This is a genomic window from Acidovorax sp. GW835-FHT14B10 (assembly GCF_058793725.1).
The window spans coordinates 95609-111197 of record NZ_JBXAGC010000004.1 but is presented as its reverse complement, the minus strand read 5'-3'; the positions used below and the strand labels follow the sequence as shown (position 1 = coordinate 111197).

The 15589-nt window shown below is 65.7% G+C and carries 14 protein-coding genes; 11 read left to right on the top strand and 3 right to left on the bottom strand.

Annotated elements, in window-relative coordinates; genetic code table 11:
- Positions 1-38: 38 nt before the first annotated feature.
- Positions 39-932: an HTD2 family dehydratase gene (locus AC1Q5S_RS05170; protein WP_303832737.1), complete on the bottom strand. Its 894-nt coding sequence runs from the start codon at positions 930-932 to the stop codon at positions 39-41.
- Between the two features lie 191 nt (positions 933-1123).
- Between AC1Q5S_RS05170 and AC1Q5S_RS05165 the strand changes: the two genes are divergently transcribed.
- The 5 genes from AC1Q5S_RS05165 (at position 1124) to AC1Q5S_RS05145 (ending at position 6690) form a co-directional block, all read left to right on the top strand.
- The gene (locus AC1Q5S_RS05165; RefSeq protein ID WP_092697360.1) at positions 1124-2041 is read left to right on the top strand and encodes an SDR family NAD(P)-dependent oxidoreductase; all 918 of its coding nucleotides are present in this window, start codon (positions 1124-1126) and stop codon (positions 2039-2041) included.
- 167 nt (positions 2042-2208) lie between these two features.
- Positions 2209-3102, top strand: a complete 894-nt coding sequence (locus AC1Q5S_RS05160) for a MaoC/PaaZ C-terminal domain-containing protein (RefSeq protein ID WP_303832741.1) — start codon at positions 2209-2211, stop codon at positions 3100-3102.
- A gap of 81 nt (positions 3103-3183) precedes the next feature.
- The gene (locus AC1Q5S_RS05155) at positions 3184-3978 is read left to right on the top strand and encodes an enoyl-CoA hydratase/isomerase family protein (RefSeq protein WP_303832742.1); all 795 of its coding nucleotides are present in this window, start codon (positions 3184-3186) and stop codon (positions 3976-3978) included.
- A gap of 142 nt (positions 3979-4120) precedes the next feature.
- Complete coding sequence (locus AC1Q5S_RS05150; RefSeq protein ID WP_303832743.1) at positions 4121-5407, top strand: acetyl-CoA hydrolase/transferase family protein; 1287 nt, start codon at positions 4121-4123, stop codon at positions 5405-5407.
- 74 nt (positions 5408-5481) lie between these two features.
- The gene (locus AC1Q5S_RS05145) at positions 5482-6690 is read left to right on the top strand and encodes an acetyl-CoA C-acetyltransferase (protein WP_303832745.1); all 1209 of its coding nucleotides are present in this window, start codon (positions 5482-5484) and stop codon (positions 6688-6690) included.
- Between the two features lie 27 nt (positions 6691-6717).
- On the opposite strand, the gene AC1Q5S_RS05140 is transcribed toward AC1Q5S_RS05145, so the two are convergent.
- Complete coding sequence (locus tag AC1Q5S_RS05140; RefSeq protein ID WP_303832746.1) at positions 6718-7641, bottom strand: LysR family transcriptional regulator; 924 nt, start codon at positions 7639-7641, stop codon at positions 6718-6720.
- 186 nt (positions 7642-7827) lie between these two features.
- On the opposite strand from AC1Q5S_RS05140, the gene AC1Q5S_RS05135 reads away from it, so the two are divergent.
- The 3 genes from AC1Q5S_RS05135 to AC1Q5S_RS05125 are packed head-to-tail and all read left to right on the top strand — an operon-like array spanning position 7828 to position 11130.
- Positions 7828-9039, top strand: a complete 1212-nt coding sequence (locus AC1Q5S_RS05135; RefSeq protein ID WP_303832747.1) for a CaiB/BaiF CoA transferase family protein — start codon at positions 7828-7830, stop codon at positions 9037-9039.
- The gene (locus AC1Q5S_RS05130; protein WP_492238444.1) at positions 9036-10052 is read left to right on the top strand and encodes an NADPH:quinone oxidoreductase family protein; all 1017 of its coding nucleotides are present in this window, start codon (positions 9036-9038) and stop codon (positions 10050-10052) included. Before AC1Q5S_RS05135 ends, AC1Q5S_RS05130 begins: the two co-directional genes overlap by 4 nt.
- Before the next feature lie 43 nt (positions 10053-10095).
- Positions 10096-11130 carry a Bug family tripartite tricarboxylate transporter substrate binding protein gene (locus tag AC1Q5S_RS05125; protein WP_492238443.1) on the top strand — a complete coding sequence of 345 codons (1035 nt, stop codon included), beginning with the start codon at positions 10096-10098 and terminating at the stop codon, positions 11128-11130.
- 71 nt (positions 11131-11201) lie between these two features.
- On the opposite strand, the gene AC1Q5S_RS05120 is transcribed toward AC1Q5S_RS05125, so the two are convergent.
- Positions 11202-12101 (bottom strand): LysR family transcriptional regulator, encoded by a 900-nt coding sequence (locus tag AC1Q5S_RS05120; RefSeq protein WP_303832751.1) that lies wholly within the window; start codon positions 12099-12101, stop codon positions 11202-11204.
- 115 nt (positions 12102-12216) lie between these two features.
- Between AC1Q5S_RS05120 and AC1Q5S_RS05115 the strand changes: the two genes are divergently transcribed.
- From AC1Q5S_RS05115 to AC1Q5S_RS05105, 3 genes are all read left to right on the top strand, one after another.
- Positions 12217-13260 carry a Bug family tripartite tricarboxylate transporter substrate binding protein gene (locus AC1Q5S_RS05115; RefSeq protein WP_303832752.1) on the top strand — a complete coding sequence of 348 codons (1044 nt, stop codon included), beginning with the start codon at positions 12217-12219 and terminating at the stop codon, positions 13258-13260.
- A 76-nt stretch (positions 13261-13336) separates the two neighbouring features.
- Complete coding sequence (locus AC1Q5S_RS05110; protein ID WP_492238457.1) at positions 13337-14356, top strand: NADPH:quinone oxidoreductase family protein; 1020 nt, start codon at positions 13337-13339, stop codon at positions 14354-14356.
- A complete protein-coding gene (locus tag AC1Q5S_RS05105) occupies positions 14353-15552 on the top strand; it encodes a CaiB/BaiF CoA transferase family protein (protein WP_492238442.1) in 1200 nt (399 codons plus the stop codon). The genes AC1Q5S_RS05110 and AC1Q5S_RS05105 overlap by 4 nt, the downstream gene beginning before the upstream one ends.
- Positions 15553-15589: the final 37 nt, after the last annotated feature.

Genomic DNA, 15589 nt, shown 5'->3' with positions numbered 1-15589 from the left:
GTATCTATAAAAAAGAAGGAATCGGCTGGTTCAGCGGTTCAAAACAACGTGGCTGTGCCTTGCATGGTCAGCCAGCCCTCGTGGTCCTGGGCCCACAGCTCCACAGTCTTGCCATCGTTTGATGCCTTGCCGTGCACGCTGAACGGGTGCAGGTCGAAGGTGGGTCGCACGGCGCGAAAGTCGAACGTGGCCACCTGCGCGCCGGGCAGGCTGCGGCGCAGCAGGTCCAGCAGCAGCGTGGCAATCAAGGGGCCGTGCACGATCAGGCCGGGGTAGCCCTCCACCTCGGTCACGTACTTGCGGTCGTAGTGGATGCGGTGGCCGTTGAAGGTGAGCGCCGAGTAGCGGAACAGCAGCACGTCATCGGGCGTGACGGTGCGCGACCAGACCGCCTGGCCATTCAGCGGAGGCTGCTGCGGCTGTGGCGCCGGGTCGCCGGGCTGAGCGGCCGAGCGGTAGACGATGTCGTGCTCCTCGGTCAGCGCCAGGCCCTGGGCATTGCGGTACTGGTGTTCGACCAGCACGAACAGCAACTCGCCCGAGCGGCCGGCCTTGTGCTTGACGGACTGGATGGTCGAGTGGCGCTGCACCTCCTGGCCCACGCGCAACGGGTTGGCCTGCTCCCAGCGCAGCCGCCCGCCGGCCCACATGCGGCGCGGCAGCGGCACGGGTGGCAGAAAGCCGCCGCGCTGGGGGTGCCCGTCGGGACCGATTTCGCTCTGGCGCGCATGCGGCAGAAAGTACAACCAGTGCCACAGCGGCGGCAGGGTAGTGGCGGCAGTCGGCGCTGGGTCGTCGCGATCCAGCGTGGCCGACAGCGCCGCCACGGGCATAGCCGTGAGGGTATCGCTCAAGGTGTCGCTCTTGCCCTGCCAGGTCTGCAGGTGCGCGAGCAGGGTGGCGTTGATGGTGGTTTCTGTCATGGTCGCCATCGTGCGGTCTGGCAGGCACCGGCGCAATCCACGTTTGTGAAAGCGTGTCTTCTGCGCCCATGAAGCCCCGCGCCTTCGCCCACTGCTTTCATGCAGCCAAAGCCCCGCCTAGCAATTGCCAAATGGCGCTGCCGCGGCTTTGGGTTCATGCTCCAGCGCTGATCGACAACACAAACCGAAGGACAACGAACATGGCGCAGAAGATGGTGCAGGACAAGGTGGTGGTGGTAACGGGCGCTGGCGGCGGCATCGGGCGCGACATGGCGCTGGCCCTGGCGGCGGCTGGCGCCAAGGTGGTGGTCAACGACATCGGCACTTCCACCACCGGCGAGGGCACGGATGCCGGCCCGGCGCAGAAAGTAGTGGACGAAATCAAGGCCGCTGGCGGCCAGGCCGTGGCCAACATGGACAGCGTGGCCGAGGCGGCAGCTGCCGGCCGCATCGTGCAATGTGCGTTGGACCACTTCGGCCGCATCGACGGCGTGGTCAACAATGCGGGCATCCTGCGCGACCGCTTCTTCCACAAGATGAGCCTGGACGAATGGGACGCCGTGATCAAGGTGCACCTGTATGGCAGCTACTACATGGCACGCGCGGCCGCCAACCACTTCAAGGAGCAGGAAAGCGGCGCCTTCGTGCACATGACCTCCACCTCGGGCCTGATCGGCAACCTGGGCCAGGCCAACTACAGCGCCGCCAAGCTGGGGCTGACGGCGCTGTCCAAGTCCATCGCGCTCGACATGCAGAAATTCAACGTGCGCTCCAACTGCATCGCGCCGTTTGCCTGGAGCCGCATGATCGGCTCCATCCCCACCGACACACCCGAGCAGCAGGCGCGCGTGGCCAAGATCCAGCAGATGACGCCCAACAAGATCGCGCCGCTGGCCGTGTACCTGCTGTCCGACCAGGCCAAGGACGTGAACGCCCAGGTGTTTGCCGTGCGCAACAACGAGATCTTCCTGATGAGCCAGCCGCGCCCCCTGCGCTCGGTGCACCGCAGCGAAGGCTGGACGCCCGAGTTCATTGCCGAGCATGGCATGCCGGCGCTCAAGGCCTCGTTCGTGCCGATGGACCGCTCGGCCGACGTGTTCAGCTGGGACCCGGTGTAAACAGGGACAACCCCCTGAGGCGCTTCGCGCCTTCCCCCTTCTCTCGGCTGCGCCGGGAAGGGGGACGCAGCCCTCGCTGCGGGGCGGCCCTTGCTTGGCTGCCCTGGCTTGGGGCGGCGCCGGTTGCCGGGGCTGCGCAGAGAGGCAACGCGTTACGGATGAACGAAATGGCTATTGACTACCACCACCTGAAGAACCGGGCCTTCGCGCCCGTGCACCAGCACTACACCGAGCGCGACACCATGCTGTATGCGCTCAGCCTGGGCCTGGGCAATGACCCGCTCGACGCTGCGGCCCTGCCCTTCGTCTATGAGGGTCTGGCCGGCGGCCTGCGCGCCCTGCCAACGCAAGCCGTGGTGCTGGGCTACCCCGGCTTCTGGGCGCGCGAGCCGGACACGGGCATCGACTGGGTCAAGCTGCTGCACGGCGAGCAGCGCGTGCGCTGGCACCAGCCATTGCCCGCCAGCTGCGCGGTGGTGGGCAAGAGCCGCATCACGCACCTGATCGACAAGGGCGAGGGCAAGGGCGCCATCCTGATCACCGAGCGGCGCCTGGAAACCCAGGCTGGCGAGCTACTGGCCACGCAGCAGCAGGTGACCTTTCTGCGCGGCGACGGTGGCTACAGCCAGCGGGAGGGCGGCCAGCCCAGCGACGCACCGCTGCCCGCGCTGCAGCCCACGCCGCAGGACCGCGCGCCCGACTTCAGCGACACCCAGGCCATCCGCCCCGAGGCGGCGCTGCTCTACCGCCTGATGGGCGACTACAACCCGCTGCACGCCGACCCGGCCGTGGCCGCCAAGGCGGGCTTTGCGCGCCCCATCCTGCACGGTCTGGCCAGCTACGGCCTGGTGGCCCGTGCGCTGCTGCGCCAGTGCGCGGGCGGCGACCCGGCGCGCCTCAAGGCCCTGGACATCCGCTTTGCCTCGCCGGTCTATCCAGGCGAAACGCTGGTCACCGAGATCTGGCGTCTGCCCGGCCAGCCAGGGCATTTCCAGCTGCGCGCCCGCGTGGCCGAGCGCGACATCGTGGTCCTGAGCCACGGCTACGCCGAGCTGGCCTGAACCATCCCAAAGTGCGCTGCTGGCGCTTTCGAGAAAAGCGCCATGGCCCATCTTGATCCTCAATATCTTCTGGAGCACGCCATGAGCGCATCCCCCGTGTTGACCTCCGTGCAGGACGGCATCGGCACCATCACCCTCAACCGCCCCGAGGCGCGCAACGCCCTGAGCCAGGCCATGCGCCCCGCCCTGGCCGCTGCCATTGCGCAGATGCGCGACGACCCGACGGTGCATGCCGTCATCCTCACCGGCGCAGGCGGCGCCTTCTGCTCGGGCGGCGACATCTCGGCCATGCAGGACACCAGCCGCACGGGCCTCACTTTTCGCAAAGGCATGCGCGAGCTGCACCAGTGGTTCCCTGAACTGGTGGACCTGGAAAAGCCCGTCATCGCCGCGGTCGATGGCCCGGCTTTTGGCGCGGGGCTGGGCCTGGCGCTGGCGGCCGACTTCGTGCTGGCCACGCGCCGCGCCAAGTTCTGCGCCGTGTTCGGGCGCATCGGCCTGGTGCCCGACCTGGGCGTGATGCGCCTGCTGCCGCGCATCGTGGGCCAGCAGCGGGCCAAGGAGCTGGTCTTCACCGCCCGCACCGTCGATGCGCAGGAGGCCAGGCAGCTGGGCATGGTGTTCGACATTGTGGAAGATGCCGCCGCGCTGACCGAGGCCGCGCAGGCGCTGGCGCGCCGCTTTGGCGAGGCGTCCACCGCCGCCATCGGCATCGCCAAGACCGTGATGAACCAGTCCTTCGAGCTCGATGCCCACGCCATGGCCGAGCTGGAGTCCTACGCCCAGTCCATGTGCCGCAGCTCCGATTACCACCAGGACGCGGTGCGGCGCTTTAAAGACAAGCAGCCGCTGCGCTTCGACTGGGACAAAAAATGACGGCCCGCCTGAGTCGCCTGTGGCGACATCCCCCCGGGGGGACGCCGCCCGTGCGGCGGGGCGGCCCTTGCACGGCGGCCCTCGCCTGGGTCGCGCCAGCTTCACGCGACGCGGACGCGACGCAACATCGCGGAGAAATGACATGAGCCTGTTGGTCGGGCAATTGCAGGACTTGATCCGCCCGGGCGACACCCTGTGGTGGGGCCAGGCCACGGCCGAGCCGCTCACGCTCACGCGCGCCGTGACCGCGCACCGCCACGCGCTGGCGCAGGGCGGTCGGCTGCGCGTGTTCGTGGGCATTGGTGCGTCGGACACGCTGCGGCCGGAACAGGCCGACACCATCGATTTCTTTGGCTACGCCGCGGGCGGTCCGCACCGCCACCTGGCCGATGCGGGCGTGCTCGACATCCTGCCCAGCCACTACTCGCACCTGCCGGGTCTGATCCGCGCGGGCGTGCTGCGGGCCGATGTGGTGCTGCTGCAGGTCTCGCCGCCCGATGAACAGGGCCGCTACAGCCTGGGCCTGGTGCACGAATACCTGCCCGCCGCGCTGGAGCAGGCGCGCGTGGTGATCGCCGAGGTCAACCCCGCCATTCCCTGGACGCATGGCAGCGTGCACCTGCAGGCCAGCGACTTTGCGTTGCTGATTGACGCGCAGCACCCGCCACTGGAGCAAAGCCGCGCCGCGCCCGGCCCGGCCGAGCAGGCCATTGCGCGCCACATCGCCGGGCTGATCCAGGACGGCGCCACGCTACAGCTGGGCATCGGCAACCTGCCCGAGGCCGTGCTGGCCGCGCTGCACGGCCACCGCGACCTGGGCCTGCACAGCGGCGCGGTCGGCGACGGCATTGCCGCCCTGGCCGAGGCCGGTGTACTGACCCATGCCAAGAAGAGCCTGGACACCGGCGTGGGCATTGGCGGCATCCTGATGGGCAGCGAGAAGGTGCGCCGCTGGGCGCACCGCAACCCGGCGCTGCAACTGCGCGGCACCGACTACACGCACGACCCCGAGGTGCTGGCCGCCAGCCACCAGCTGGCCGCCATCAACGCGGCCATCGAGGTGGACCTGACCGGCCAGATCAACGCCGAGGTGGCAGCGGGCGTGTATGTGGGCGCCGTGGGCGGCGCGGTCGATTTCTTGTGCGGCGCGGCCCGCAGCCGTGGTGGCCTGCCCATCGTGGCGCTGCCGGCCACCGCCAAGGGCAGGACGCGCATCGTGGCGCAGCTGGCCGGCCCGGTCAGCACGCCGCGCAGCGACGCGGGCCTGATCGTCACCGAGCATGGCGTGGCCGACCTGCGCGGCCAGACGCTGTCGCGCCGCGTGCGCCGGCTGATCGATATTGCCGCGCCCGAACACCGCGAGGACCTGGAGCGCCAGGCCCATGCACTGCTGCGCCGCTGTGGCGCGGTTTTTCATCAAAAACAATAGCTCCTGGCGCTTTATGGATAAGCGCCAGAGCCACTTTCATTCCAATTTTCGCGTCCATTCATCAGGAGAAAACCATGCGCAGAGCCGCCATCGTCACCCCCGTTCGCACCCCTGTCGGCACCTTTGGCGGCAGCTTGCGCCCCGTGCCCGTTGAAGAGCTGGCCGCCACCACGGTGCGCGCCGTGGTCGAGCGCAGCGGCATCGACCCCGCACGCATCGACGACGTGGTCATGGCCCAGTCGTACGCCAACAGCGAGGTGCCCTGCGTGGGCCGCTGGGCCGCGCTGCAGGCGGGGCTGCCGGTGTCGGTGCCCGGCATGCAGCTGGACCGCCGTTGCGGTGGCGGCCTGCAGGCCATCGTCACCGCTTCGATGATGGTGCAAAGCGGCGCCGCCGACGTGGTGATCGCCGGTGGCGTGGAGAGCATGAGCAACATCGAGTACTACAGCACCGACATGCGCTGGGGCGCGCGCTCGGGCAACGTGCGCTTTTTCGACCGCCTGGACCGCGGCCGCGAACGCTCGCAGCCGGTGGAGCGCTTCGGCAAGATCAGCGGAATGATCGAAACGGCCGAGAACCTGGCGCGCGACTACGGCATCACGCGCGACGAGGCCGACGCCTTCGCCGTGCGCAGCCACCAGCGGGCGGCCGCGGCCTGGGAAGCCGGCCGCTTCGCCGACGAAATCGTGCCCGTCCAGGTGCCCCAGCGCAAGGGCGACCCCCTGCTGTTCTCGCGCGACGAAGGCTTTCGCGCCGACGCCACGGCCGACAGCATGGGCAAGCTGCGCGTGCTGATGCCCAACGGCACCGTCACGGCCGGCAACGCCAGCCAGCAGAACGACGCGTCAGCCGCCTGCCTGATCGTGGCCGAGGACAAGCTGGCCGAGCTGGGCCTGACGCCCATGGCCACGCTGGTGGGCTGGGCCGCTGCGGGCTGCGAACCCTCGCACATGGGCATCGGCCCGGTGCCCGCCACGCAGAAGCTGCTGGCGCGGCTGGGGCTGAAGATCGACGACATGGACCTGGTGGAACTGAACGAGGCCTTCGCCTGCCAGGTGCTGTCCGTGCTCAAGGGCTGGAACTGGCAGGACCAGGACGCCATCGCCCACAAGCTCAACGTCAACGGCTCGGGCATCTCGCTGGGCCACCCCATCGGCGCCACGGGCGTGCGCATCCTGGCCACGCTGCTGCACGAGCTGCAGCGCCGCAAGGGCCGCTATGGGCTGGAAACCATGTGCATCGGCGGCGGACAGGGCATTGCCGCCGTTTTTGAACGGGCGTAACGCCGTTGCACGACATGCGCCGCCGCATCACGGCGCATCATGCAGGTCCCACTGCGGCGCCATGGCTCGGATGGAGGTGGTGAGCAGGTCGATGAACGCCATGGTGGCGGCCGAGGGCTGGCGATTCGAGGCCCGCACGATGTACAGCGCATTGCCCACCCCCTTGACCGCATGCCGCGGCAGCACGCGCACCAAGCTGCCGCGCCCGAGCGCTTCGCATACGGCATAGCTGGGCAGCAATGCGATGCCCAGGCCCTGCGATACGGCGTTGAACAGGAACTGGTAGTCACCCGACTGAATGGCGGCGCTGTGCTGCACCAGCACCGTGCCTGGGCCGTCCGGGCCCGTGAACTCAAGCCTCTGCCCCAGCGCCAATGGCGTGATCAGCCGGGCATGCTTCAGGTCCGCCGGCTGGTGCACGTGCAGTGCGTGCTGCTGCAGGTGCTCCGGGGTGCATACCAGGCACCAGCGGATGTCGCACACCTTGGTCGCTACATGGTCGTTCAAGGGGGCGGAAGTGATGTGGATCGCCAGATCGACCTTGGATGCCACCAGGTCGTGGATCTGGTCGTTGATGAGCAGGCGCAACTGCAGCTCCGGGTGGTTCCTGCAGAACTGCAGGATCAGGGGCTTGAGATGGAAATGCCCGAGTCCGGTGGGGATGCGCACCCGTATTTCGCCGCTCACGGTGTGGTGCATCTGCTCGATCTTGCACCGCGCATCCTGCAGTTCGTTCATGGCCTGCTGGCAGTGACCGTAGAGGATGCGCCCGGCCTGCGTCAGCTCCACGTGTTTCGTCGTTCGGCGCAGCAGCTGCGCGCCGTATTCCCCTTCCAGCGCCTTGAGGCGGCGCGAGACGTTGGAGCGCGTCATACCCGAGCGCTCGGCGGCGTCGGTGAGATTCCTGGACTCCGCGATCGCAACAAACATGCGCACCAGGTTCAGATCCATACAGAGCCTTTCGGGGCCTTGCGTGGCCCATGCGTTCAATGCGCCGATTGTTGAGCACAAATCAACATCGCTGGCTATTTTCTGTGCATTCCCAGCGCCGCCCGCTCCGCCTACCATGCCCCCACACATGACCTGGAAGGACACTGTGGCGTGGCGCCGCAGCCTTCCCTACAGAGGAGACAAAGGGTGACTACAACGCCATCGCAGGGGCCTATGCCGCTGCAGGGATTTACCGTGTTGGACCTGAGCCAGGGTGTCGCAGGCCCCTATTGCGCGCAGCTGCTGGCCGGCCAGGGTGCAAGGGTGATCAAGGTCGAGCCACCGCAGGGCGACTGGGGGCGCCATGTCGGTGTCGCGAGGAATGGGCACAGCACCATCTCCAGCACATACAACGGCGGCAAGCAGAGCCTGGCCATCGATGCCAGGCACCCGGACGGCAAGGCGCTCATCCTGCAATTGGCGCAGCAGGCCGACATCATCGTGCAAAACTTCCGCCCGCAGGTCGTGCAGCGCCTGGGCCTGGACTACGAGAGCCTGCGGGAGCGCGGCCTCAAGCCGGTGTACGTGTCCATCAGCGGCTATGGGCCAGACGGACCGTTCGCCGACTACCCGGCCACCGATTCCGTCATGCAGGCGGATTCCGGCCTGATGTTCAGCAACCGCGACGCTGCGGGAACGCCGCAGCGCATCGGCGTGCTGCTGGCCGACATCGCCGCCGGCGTGTACGCAGCGCAGGCATGTACCGCGGCACTGCTGCACAAGTTGCGCACCGCCGAGGGCAGCCATGTGCAGATCAACCTGTTCAATGTCTGCTGTGCGCTGCAGTCCACGGTCTTTTCCGAAGAAGTGACCGGTGCCCAGGCCGCCCGGCAGGCCATCAGCGCACCGAACGGGGTCTTCGATGCGGCGGATGGAAAACTGACCATATTGGCCTTGAACAATGAGCAGTTCGTGCGCATCTGCCGGGCCTTCGAGCTTGCGCACTGGGAAACCGACCCGCGTTTTGCCAGCAACGAGCTGCGCCTGGAGCACAAGGCACAGCTGCACGCCGAACTGTCCCGGAAGGTGGCGCAGCAATCGCTGGCGCAGCTGGAGGCGCTGCTGGGGTGCCACCAGGTTCTGCATGCACGCGTGCGCGCGGGCCGGGACGTGGTCGGACACCCCCAGGCGCAACACCTGCGCACGTTCCAGACCATCGAGCAGCCGGATTTCGGGCCGCTGGTCTGGGCCGCGGCACCCTGGGCATGCCACGCGGACGCCGTGCAGCCGGCGCCGCGCATAGGCGAGCACAGCGAGGCCCTCCTGCGCGAACTCGGCCTGGACCCGCTGGAGATTGCCGCGCTCGTCGCGCGGCAGGTCGTCGCGACGGACTCCGACGCCCGGGGAGATACGCGATGAAAGCGCTCGTCTGCCGGGAGTTCGGCCAGCCCGAGGATGTGATCGCGCTGCAGGAGGTCGCGCCCGTCGCGCAGATCGACATCGATGAAGTGCTGGTCGAGGTGCACCATGCGACGGTGAGCCACGCCACGGGGCTGCTGATCGAGGGCCGCTACCAGAAGACGCCGCCGCTGCCCTTCGTGCCCGGCACGGAAGGCGTGGGCCGGGTGCTTGCCTGCGGCAGCCGCGTCGGCCATGTCAAGGTCGGGGATGCGGTGGCCTTCATCTGCGACTGGGGGGCTTACGCCGAGCAGTTGACGGTACATGGCGCCACCGTGTACCCGATTGCGGACGACCTCGATCCACTGCAGGCGCTCGCCGTGCCGATCTCCTACGGAACGGCCTACGCCGCGCTGCACTGGCGGGCACGGCTGCAGGAAGGCGACACCGTGCTGGTGCTTGGCGCGGGCTCGGGCGTCGGCGCCGCGGCGGTCGAGCTGGCGCGGCTGGTCCCGGGTGTCACGGTCATCGCCTGCGCCAGCAGCCCGCAGAAACGCCAGGCCGCGCTGCAAGGCGGCGCGCACCATGCGGTCGAACCGGACGGCCTGATCGGGCAGGTCAAGCAGCTCACACAGGGGCGAGGCGCGGACCTGGTGTTCGACCCCGTCGGCGGCGATCTGCTGCTGCAGGCACTGCGCTGTACCGCACAGAATGGAAAGATCGTCAGCATAGGCTTTGCCAGTGGAACCATTCCCCAGATTCCCATGAACATCCTGCTGGTCAAGAACCTCACCGTGTTCGGTTTTTTCTATGGCCAATACATCGGCTGGACGCCCGCCAACGAGCGCGTGCAACATGCGATGCAGGTGCAGGCCATGATGGCAGAGCTGTTTGCACTTGCCCGGCGCGGGGCCATTCATCCGGCCGTCACCCAGATTTTCCCCATGGACCAACTCTGCCAGGCATTGCATGCCCTGCATAGCCGTGACGTGGTCGGAAAAGTCGCACTCGCAATCAAAACCTCATCACCTTGACGACTGAAGTTTGAATGATCTGAGACATATAAGGAGACATACCATGAAGCAGCCCTTTCCCAACTCCGGCGCCGCGCCGCATGGCGGCAGACGCACAACCCTGCGGACCCTGGCATCCGCAGCCTGCATGGCAGCTCTTGGCGCCACGACACTGGTGCCGACGGTGGCGCGGTCGGCGACGGACTACCCCAAGGGACCGATCAGGCTGGTGGTGCCCTATCCCCCCGGCGGCCCTACGGACCTGGTCGGGCGCGTGGTCGCGGCCGCGATGGGCGACATACTCAAACAAAGCTTTTTCGTCGACAACAAGCCGGGGGCCAGCGGCATGGTGGGCGGGACCATGGTGGCCAAGGCTCCAGCAGACGGGTACACCCTGTTAAGCAACGCCTCGCTGCACGTCATCAATCCCTCCGTGTACGAAAAGGTGCCGTACGACGCGTTCAATGACTTTGCGCCCATCACCCAGATCGTTGACGTGCCCCTGGTGCTGGTCGTCAGGAGCGATCTACCAGTCGCCAATGTGCAGGAGCTGATCGCCTACCTGAAGCAAAGCAAGGGCGCGGTGAACTTCGCCTCGGCGGGAAACGCGTCGTCGCAGCATCTCTCGGGCGAGCTGTTCAAGATACGGACGGGCGTCGCCATGCAACACGTGCCCTACAAGGGAAGCTCGCCCGCGCTCACCGACCTGATGGGCGGGCAGGTGCAGCTGATGTTCGACTCCATGCCCTCGGCCATGCCATTCATCACATCGGGAAAACTTAAGGCGCTTGCCGTCACGACCAGAAAGCGTTCCAGATCGCTGCCACAGATACCGACCATGCAGGAGGCAGGGGTCGCTGGCTTTGAAACCAGCACTTGGTATGGGCTGTGGGCGCCGAGGAACACGCCTGCAGACGTGGTGGGAATACTGGCAAGGGCGGCGCAGGAAGCGTTGAGGAAACCCGAGATCGCGGCGCAGTACCAGCGCATGGGTGCAGAACCTGTGGGTTCCAGTCCTCAAGAGTTCGAGGCTTACATGAAATCCGAAGAGAAGAAATGGACCGAAATCGTGCGGCTATCCGGCGCCAAAGCTGACTGAGCGTGCACGACCGCGATGCTGAGCCTGCGTTCTCAGGCTCTCATCGCGGCGGTCTGTGTTGCCGATGATCGTCAAAAGTCCCGCGCTCGGCACCAAGCAACCGCTATGTCCCTGAACTCTTGCGCCAGAGGAGGCAAGGCTGCCTGATGCCGCCACATGATCCCCAATTGATGTCGCCAATGGAAGTCGGCTCCATTCAATGCGCATAGGCCATGTCCGGCAGATTGCGTCAATATGGCGGCGTTGGCGATTCCCAGCAGATCACTGTGGCACAGCAAGGTCGCAAAGCTCGCTGGTGTTGTGGTGCTCTCCACAATCACCGTGGGTGCGGGCAAGTGGTGTGCAGCCAGCCGTGCATCAAGCCAGCGGCGTAGCAGCATGTCTTGGCTCGGTAGGGCCCATTGTTCGCCCGCCAGATCCGCCAGTTGGTGGAACTGGTGGACGCGGGGGTGGCCCTTCCGCGCCACCACGCTGATGCGTAGCTGACCCAGTGCAATATGGGCGAGGCCCCTGGGCAAGCTGTCGGGCAAGGCGACCAAGGCCAGGTCGATATGCCCGTCTTCGAGGCGCTCCATCAAGCGTGTACTGAGTTCGCTTTCAAACCGGAAGCGAGCCATTGGACGAGTTGGTAAAAAATGCGCAATCAACGGCGATAGCAGCCCGTGGGTCAGCGCCGGCAGCACGCCAATGCGCAGCAGCCCTGTATTGGCTGCGCGCTGCTGGACCATATTGGCCTGAAGATCTTGACAGACGTTCGATAGTTGGCGTGCATGAATCAGCAATTGTGCCCCGGCAGCAGTGGCAGCCATGCCGCGCGTGGTGCGCTCCAGCAGCGGAATGCCGAATTCGGCCTCCAGCCGAGCTACTGTTTTGGACAGCGCCGACTGCGTAGTGCTCAGCCGGCTGGCCGCGCGTGAGAGTTGGCCGGATTCGCAAATGACCACAAAGGATTGCAAGTCTTCAAAGCGCATATGAAGTGTGCCCGTCAGGGAATGTATTTGTGCCTGGCAGGAATGGATTATCTGGATCGATCGGTCTAAATTGAATTGGTGACGGAACAACATGTATAGAAAGAGGAGACATGCAATGGCAATTCATATCGGAAGGGTGCGGTCTGATAACGGCCGCTCTTGCGCATTGATTTCACGCAGGGGCAGCCTGGCTGCCATGGCGCTGGCATGTGGCGGTTTTGGCCTGGCGACGGCATCGGCCAGTGGAAATCCCCGATTGCCCGACTTCCCCACTCGCCCCATCACCATTGTTGTGCCCTCAGCGGCAGGCAATGTCAATGACGCCGTTGCACGACTGATCGGGCAGGAGCTACAGGCAGCGTGGGGACAGCCCGTAGTGGTGGAAAACCGTCCCGGTGCAGGTACGCTGACTGGTACCAAGTATGTTGCGGGTGCACCCAAGGACGGGCATACGCTGCTACTGACCTTCACGGCTCACGTGCAGAACCCGTCGCTGTTCAAATCCACGGGCTACGACCCGATCAAGGATTTCACCGCAGTCAGCGAGGTGGCACTGTCGGCCGTCATATTGGCCGCCGCACCTGATTTCGAGGCGAAGACAGTGGCCGACATCGTCAAGCTAGCCAAAGCCCGGCCTGGTGAGATGACTTACGGCTCCTATGGTGTGGGGACCACGGGACACATCCTGGGTGAGCTTTTCAAGCGTGAGGCAGGACTGCAGCTAACGCATGTGGCCTACAAAGGTGGGGCGCCCCTCGCCAATGACTTGGCAGCCGGGCATATCAAGTTTGGCTGGATAGCCGCGGGAACCGCCATGCCATTGATCAAAGCTGGCAGACTGCGCCCGATGGCTTTCGCGGGCGTACAGCGCTCCGATCTGATGCCCGAGGTGCCGACCATGCAGGAGCTTGGCTACCGGGGCTTCGAACCCGACACCTGGATGGGACTGCTGGCGCCTGCGGGGGTGCCTGCCGACCGGGTCAACGCTTTGTCGACCCAGGTCGCGCGCATTGTGAAAAGACCCGAAATGGTAAAGCGCATGCATGACATGAATCTGGTGCCTGTGGGGAGCACCTCCGGACAGTTCCAGACCCGGATGGAGACCGATCTGCAGGCGTGGTCGCGCATGATCCGTGAACTGGGCATTACCGTCGAATAGCCGGAGGAGATGCGTCGTGCAGGTCTTGACTCATCATTCGCCTATTGTGCTGCCTGGCGTGGCGCAACGCCCTGCGCTGGACCACCGGCCAGCCTATGACGGCCTCGTGTGCGAGCAATGGGGTGATTGGCGGGAATTGAAAAAGCAGCAGCTGGAACGCCAGCCTCTGCAGCCGGGGCAGGTACGGCTGGCTGTTCACTACGCCGGAGTAGGCTTTGCGCTCAAACTGATTGTTGCAGGGCAATACCAGCGCAAGCCACCGCTGCCGTTCACGCCGGGGACGGAGGCGTCGGGCGTCGTGCTGGAAGTGGCGGAAGGCGTTGTGCATCTGGTGCCAGGACAGCGTGTGGCTGCAGCGCTCGACTGGGGGGCATTTGCCCAAGAAGCGGTGGTATCTGCCGACACAGTGTACCCAGTGCCTGATGCCTTGCCGCTAGGACAGGCAGCCGCGTTGCCGATTACCTATGGAACGACTGGGGCTGCGCTGGAGTGGCGCGGACGGCTGCAGCCCGGGGAGGTTCTACTGGTGCATGGCGCAAGCGGTGCTCTGGGCATGGCAGCCGTGCAGATCGGCAGGAGCATGGGCGCCACCGTGATTGCCACAGCCAGCACGGAGGTCAAGCGCAACGCAGCCCTAGCCAACGGAGCACACCATGTCTTGCCGCCCGATCCTCAGACCTTGGCAGCTTCGGTCAAGGCTCTGACCGGAGGGAGAGGCGCTGATGTGGTGTTTGATCCGGTTGGCGGCGACTTGTTTGATGCATCGCTGCGATCCACCGCTGCGGAAGGGCGCATCCTGTGCATCGGCTTTGCTGGAGGGCGTATTGCGCAGATTCCTGCGAACTTACTGCTGGTCAAGAACATCGCCGTGATTGGGTTCAATTACGGTCTGTACATAGGCTGGGGCTTGCAAGACGAGCGTCGGCGTCATGCCCCGGCCGTCCAGGCATTGATCGCCAGGTTGTTCGATTCCGTCGCCAGCGGACATATGCCTGCGCCGATGACGGAGCATTTTCCGTTCGATGACTGGAAGGTGGCGATCGATACCACCATGAGCCGTCGTTCCGTTGGCAAAGTGATTCTGGACATGGTATGAGCCTCATGCAGTTTTCCACCCCTGAGCAGCCCCGGGCCTCCGACTTGGCACACCGCGACGATCTGCCGCTTGCCGGCCTGCGGGTGCTTGATCTCAGCCAAGGCATTGCAGGCCCCTATTGCGGCCTGGTGCTGCGCCAACAAGGTGCGCAGGTCATCAAGGTGGAGCCCCCTCAAGGAGACTGGAGTCGCCATATGGGGCGTAGTCGAGACGGCTTGTCTGCCATCTTTCTGGCGTGCAATGCGGGCAAGCAGGGTGTATGCATCGATGCAAGCACACCCGAAGGGCGAGCGCAATTGCAGCGCTTGGCGATCCATGCCGACGTGATCGTGCAGAACTATCGTCCAGGGGTGGCAGACCGCATGGGCGTGGGCTGGGAAGCATTGTCGGAGCGCAAGCCATCGCTCGTATATGTCTCTATCAGCGGTTGGGGTGGCAGTGGGCCCATGGTCCATAGGCCCGCGCTCGATACCACCATGCAGGCCGCCACCGGGATGATGCATGCCAATTGCGGCGCCGACGGCAAGCCGCGCCGCGTTGGACTGTATGTGGTTGACTATGCCACGGGACTCTACGCTGCCCAGGCAACGCTGGCAGCGGTGCTGCGCCAGGCGCGCACAGGCAAGGGGAAGCATGTGGAGGTGGCAATGCTGCAGGCCGCAGCTGCTCTGCAGAACTATCTGACCATCGATGCCGCAATGTTTCCGGGACAGGACGGCGTGGCATTCAATGCTCCCACCGGACTGTTCGATACCCGAGACGGTCACCAGCTTTATGTCAGCATGCTCAACGATGCGATGTTCCAGCGCTTGGCGTTGGCGTTGGGCATGGCGGACTGGACCACCGATACCAGCCTGCATGCGAGCATTGGCCGGCGCCATCGCGCCGCAGAGCTCAACCAGGCGCTGGGCGCGTGCATTGTGCAAGGCACGCTTGCTCACTGGACGGAACTGTTGGCGCGTCATGACATCTTGTTTGCCCCGGCTCGCCGGCCCGATGAGCTCCCGCAGGATCCTCAGGTGCGGCACCTGAAAGTCTTTGCTAACCATGTCGTCCCTGGACTGGGTACTGTGCCACTTGCCGGGTTGCCTGGAGCCGTGGTCGGTGCGCAGATGCTGGGGCCCGCACCGCACCTGGGTGAGCACAATGCTCAATGGCTGCAGGACAGCGCAACGATCCTCGCCGGCAGTGACTGAACCGGGCATGTCCGGGCGTAGAGCCCGGGTGGCATGC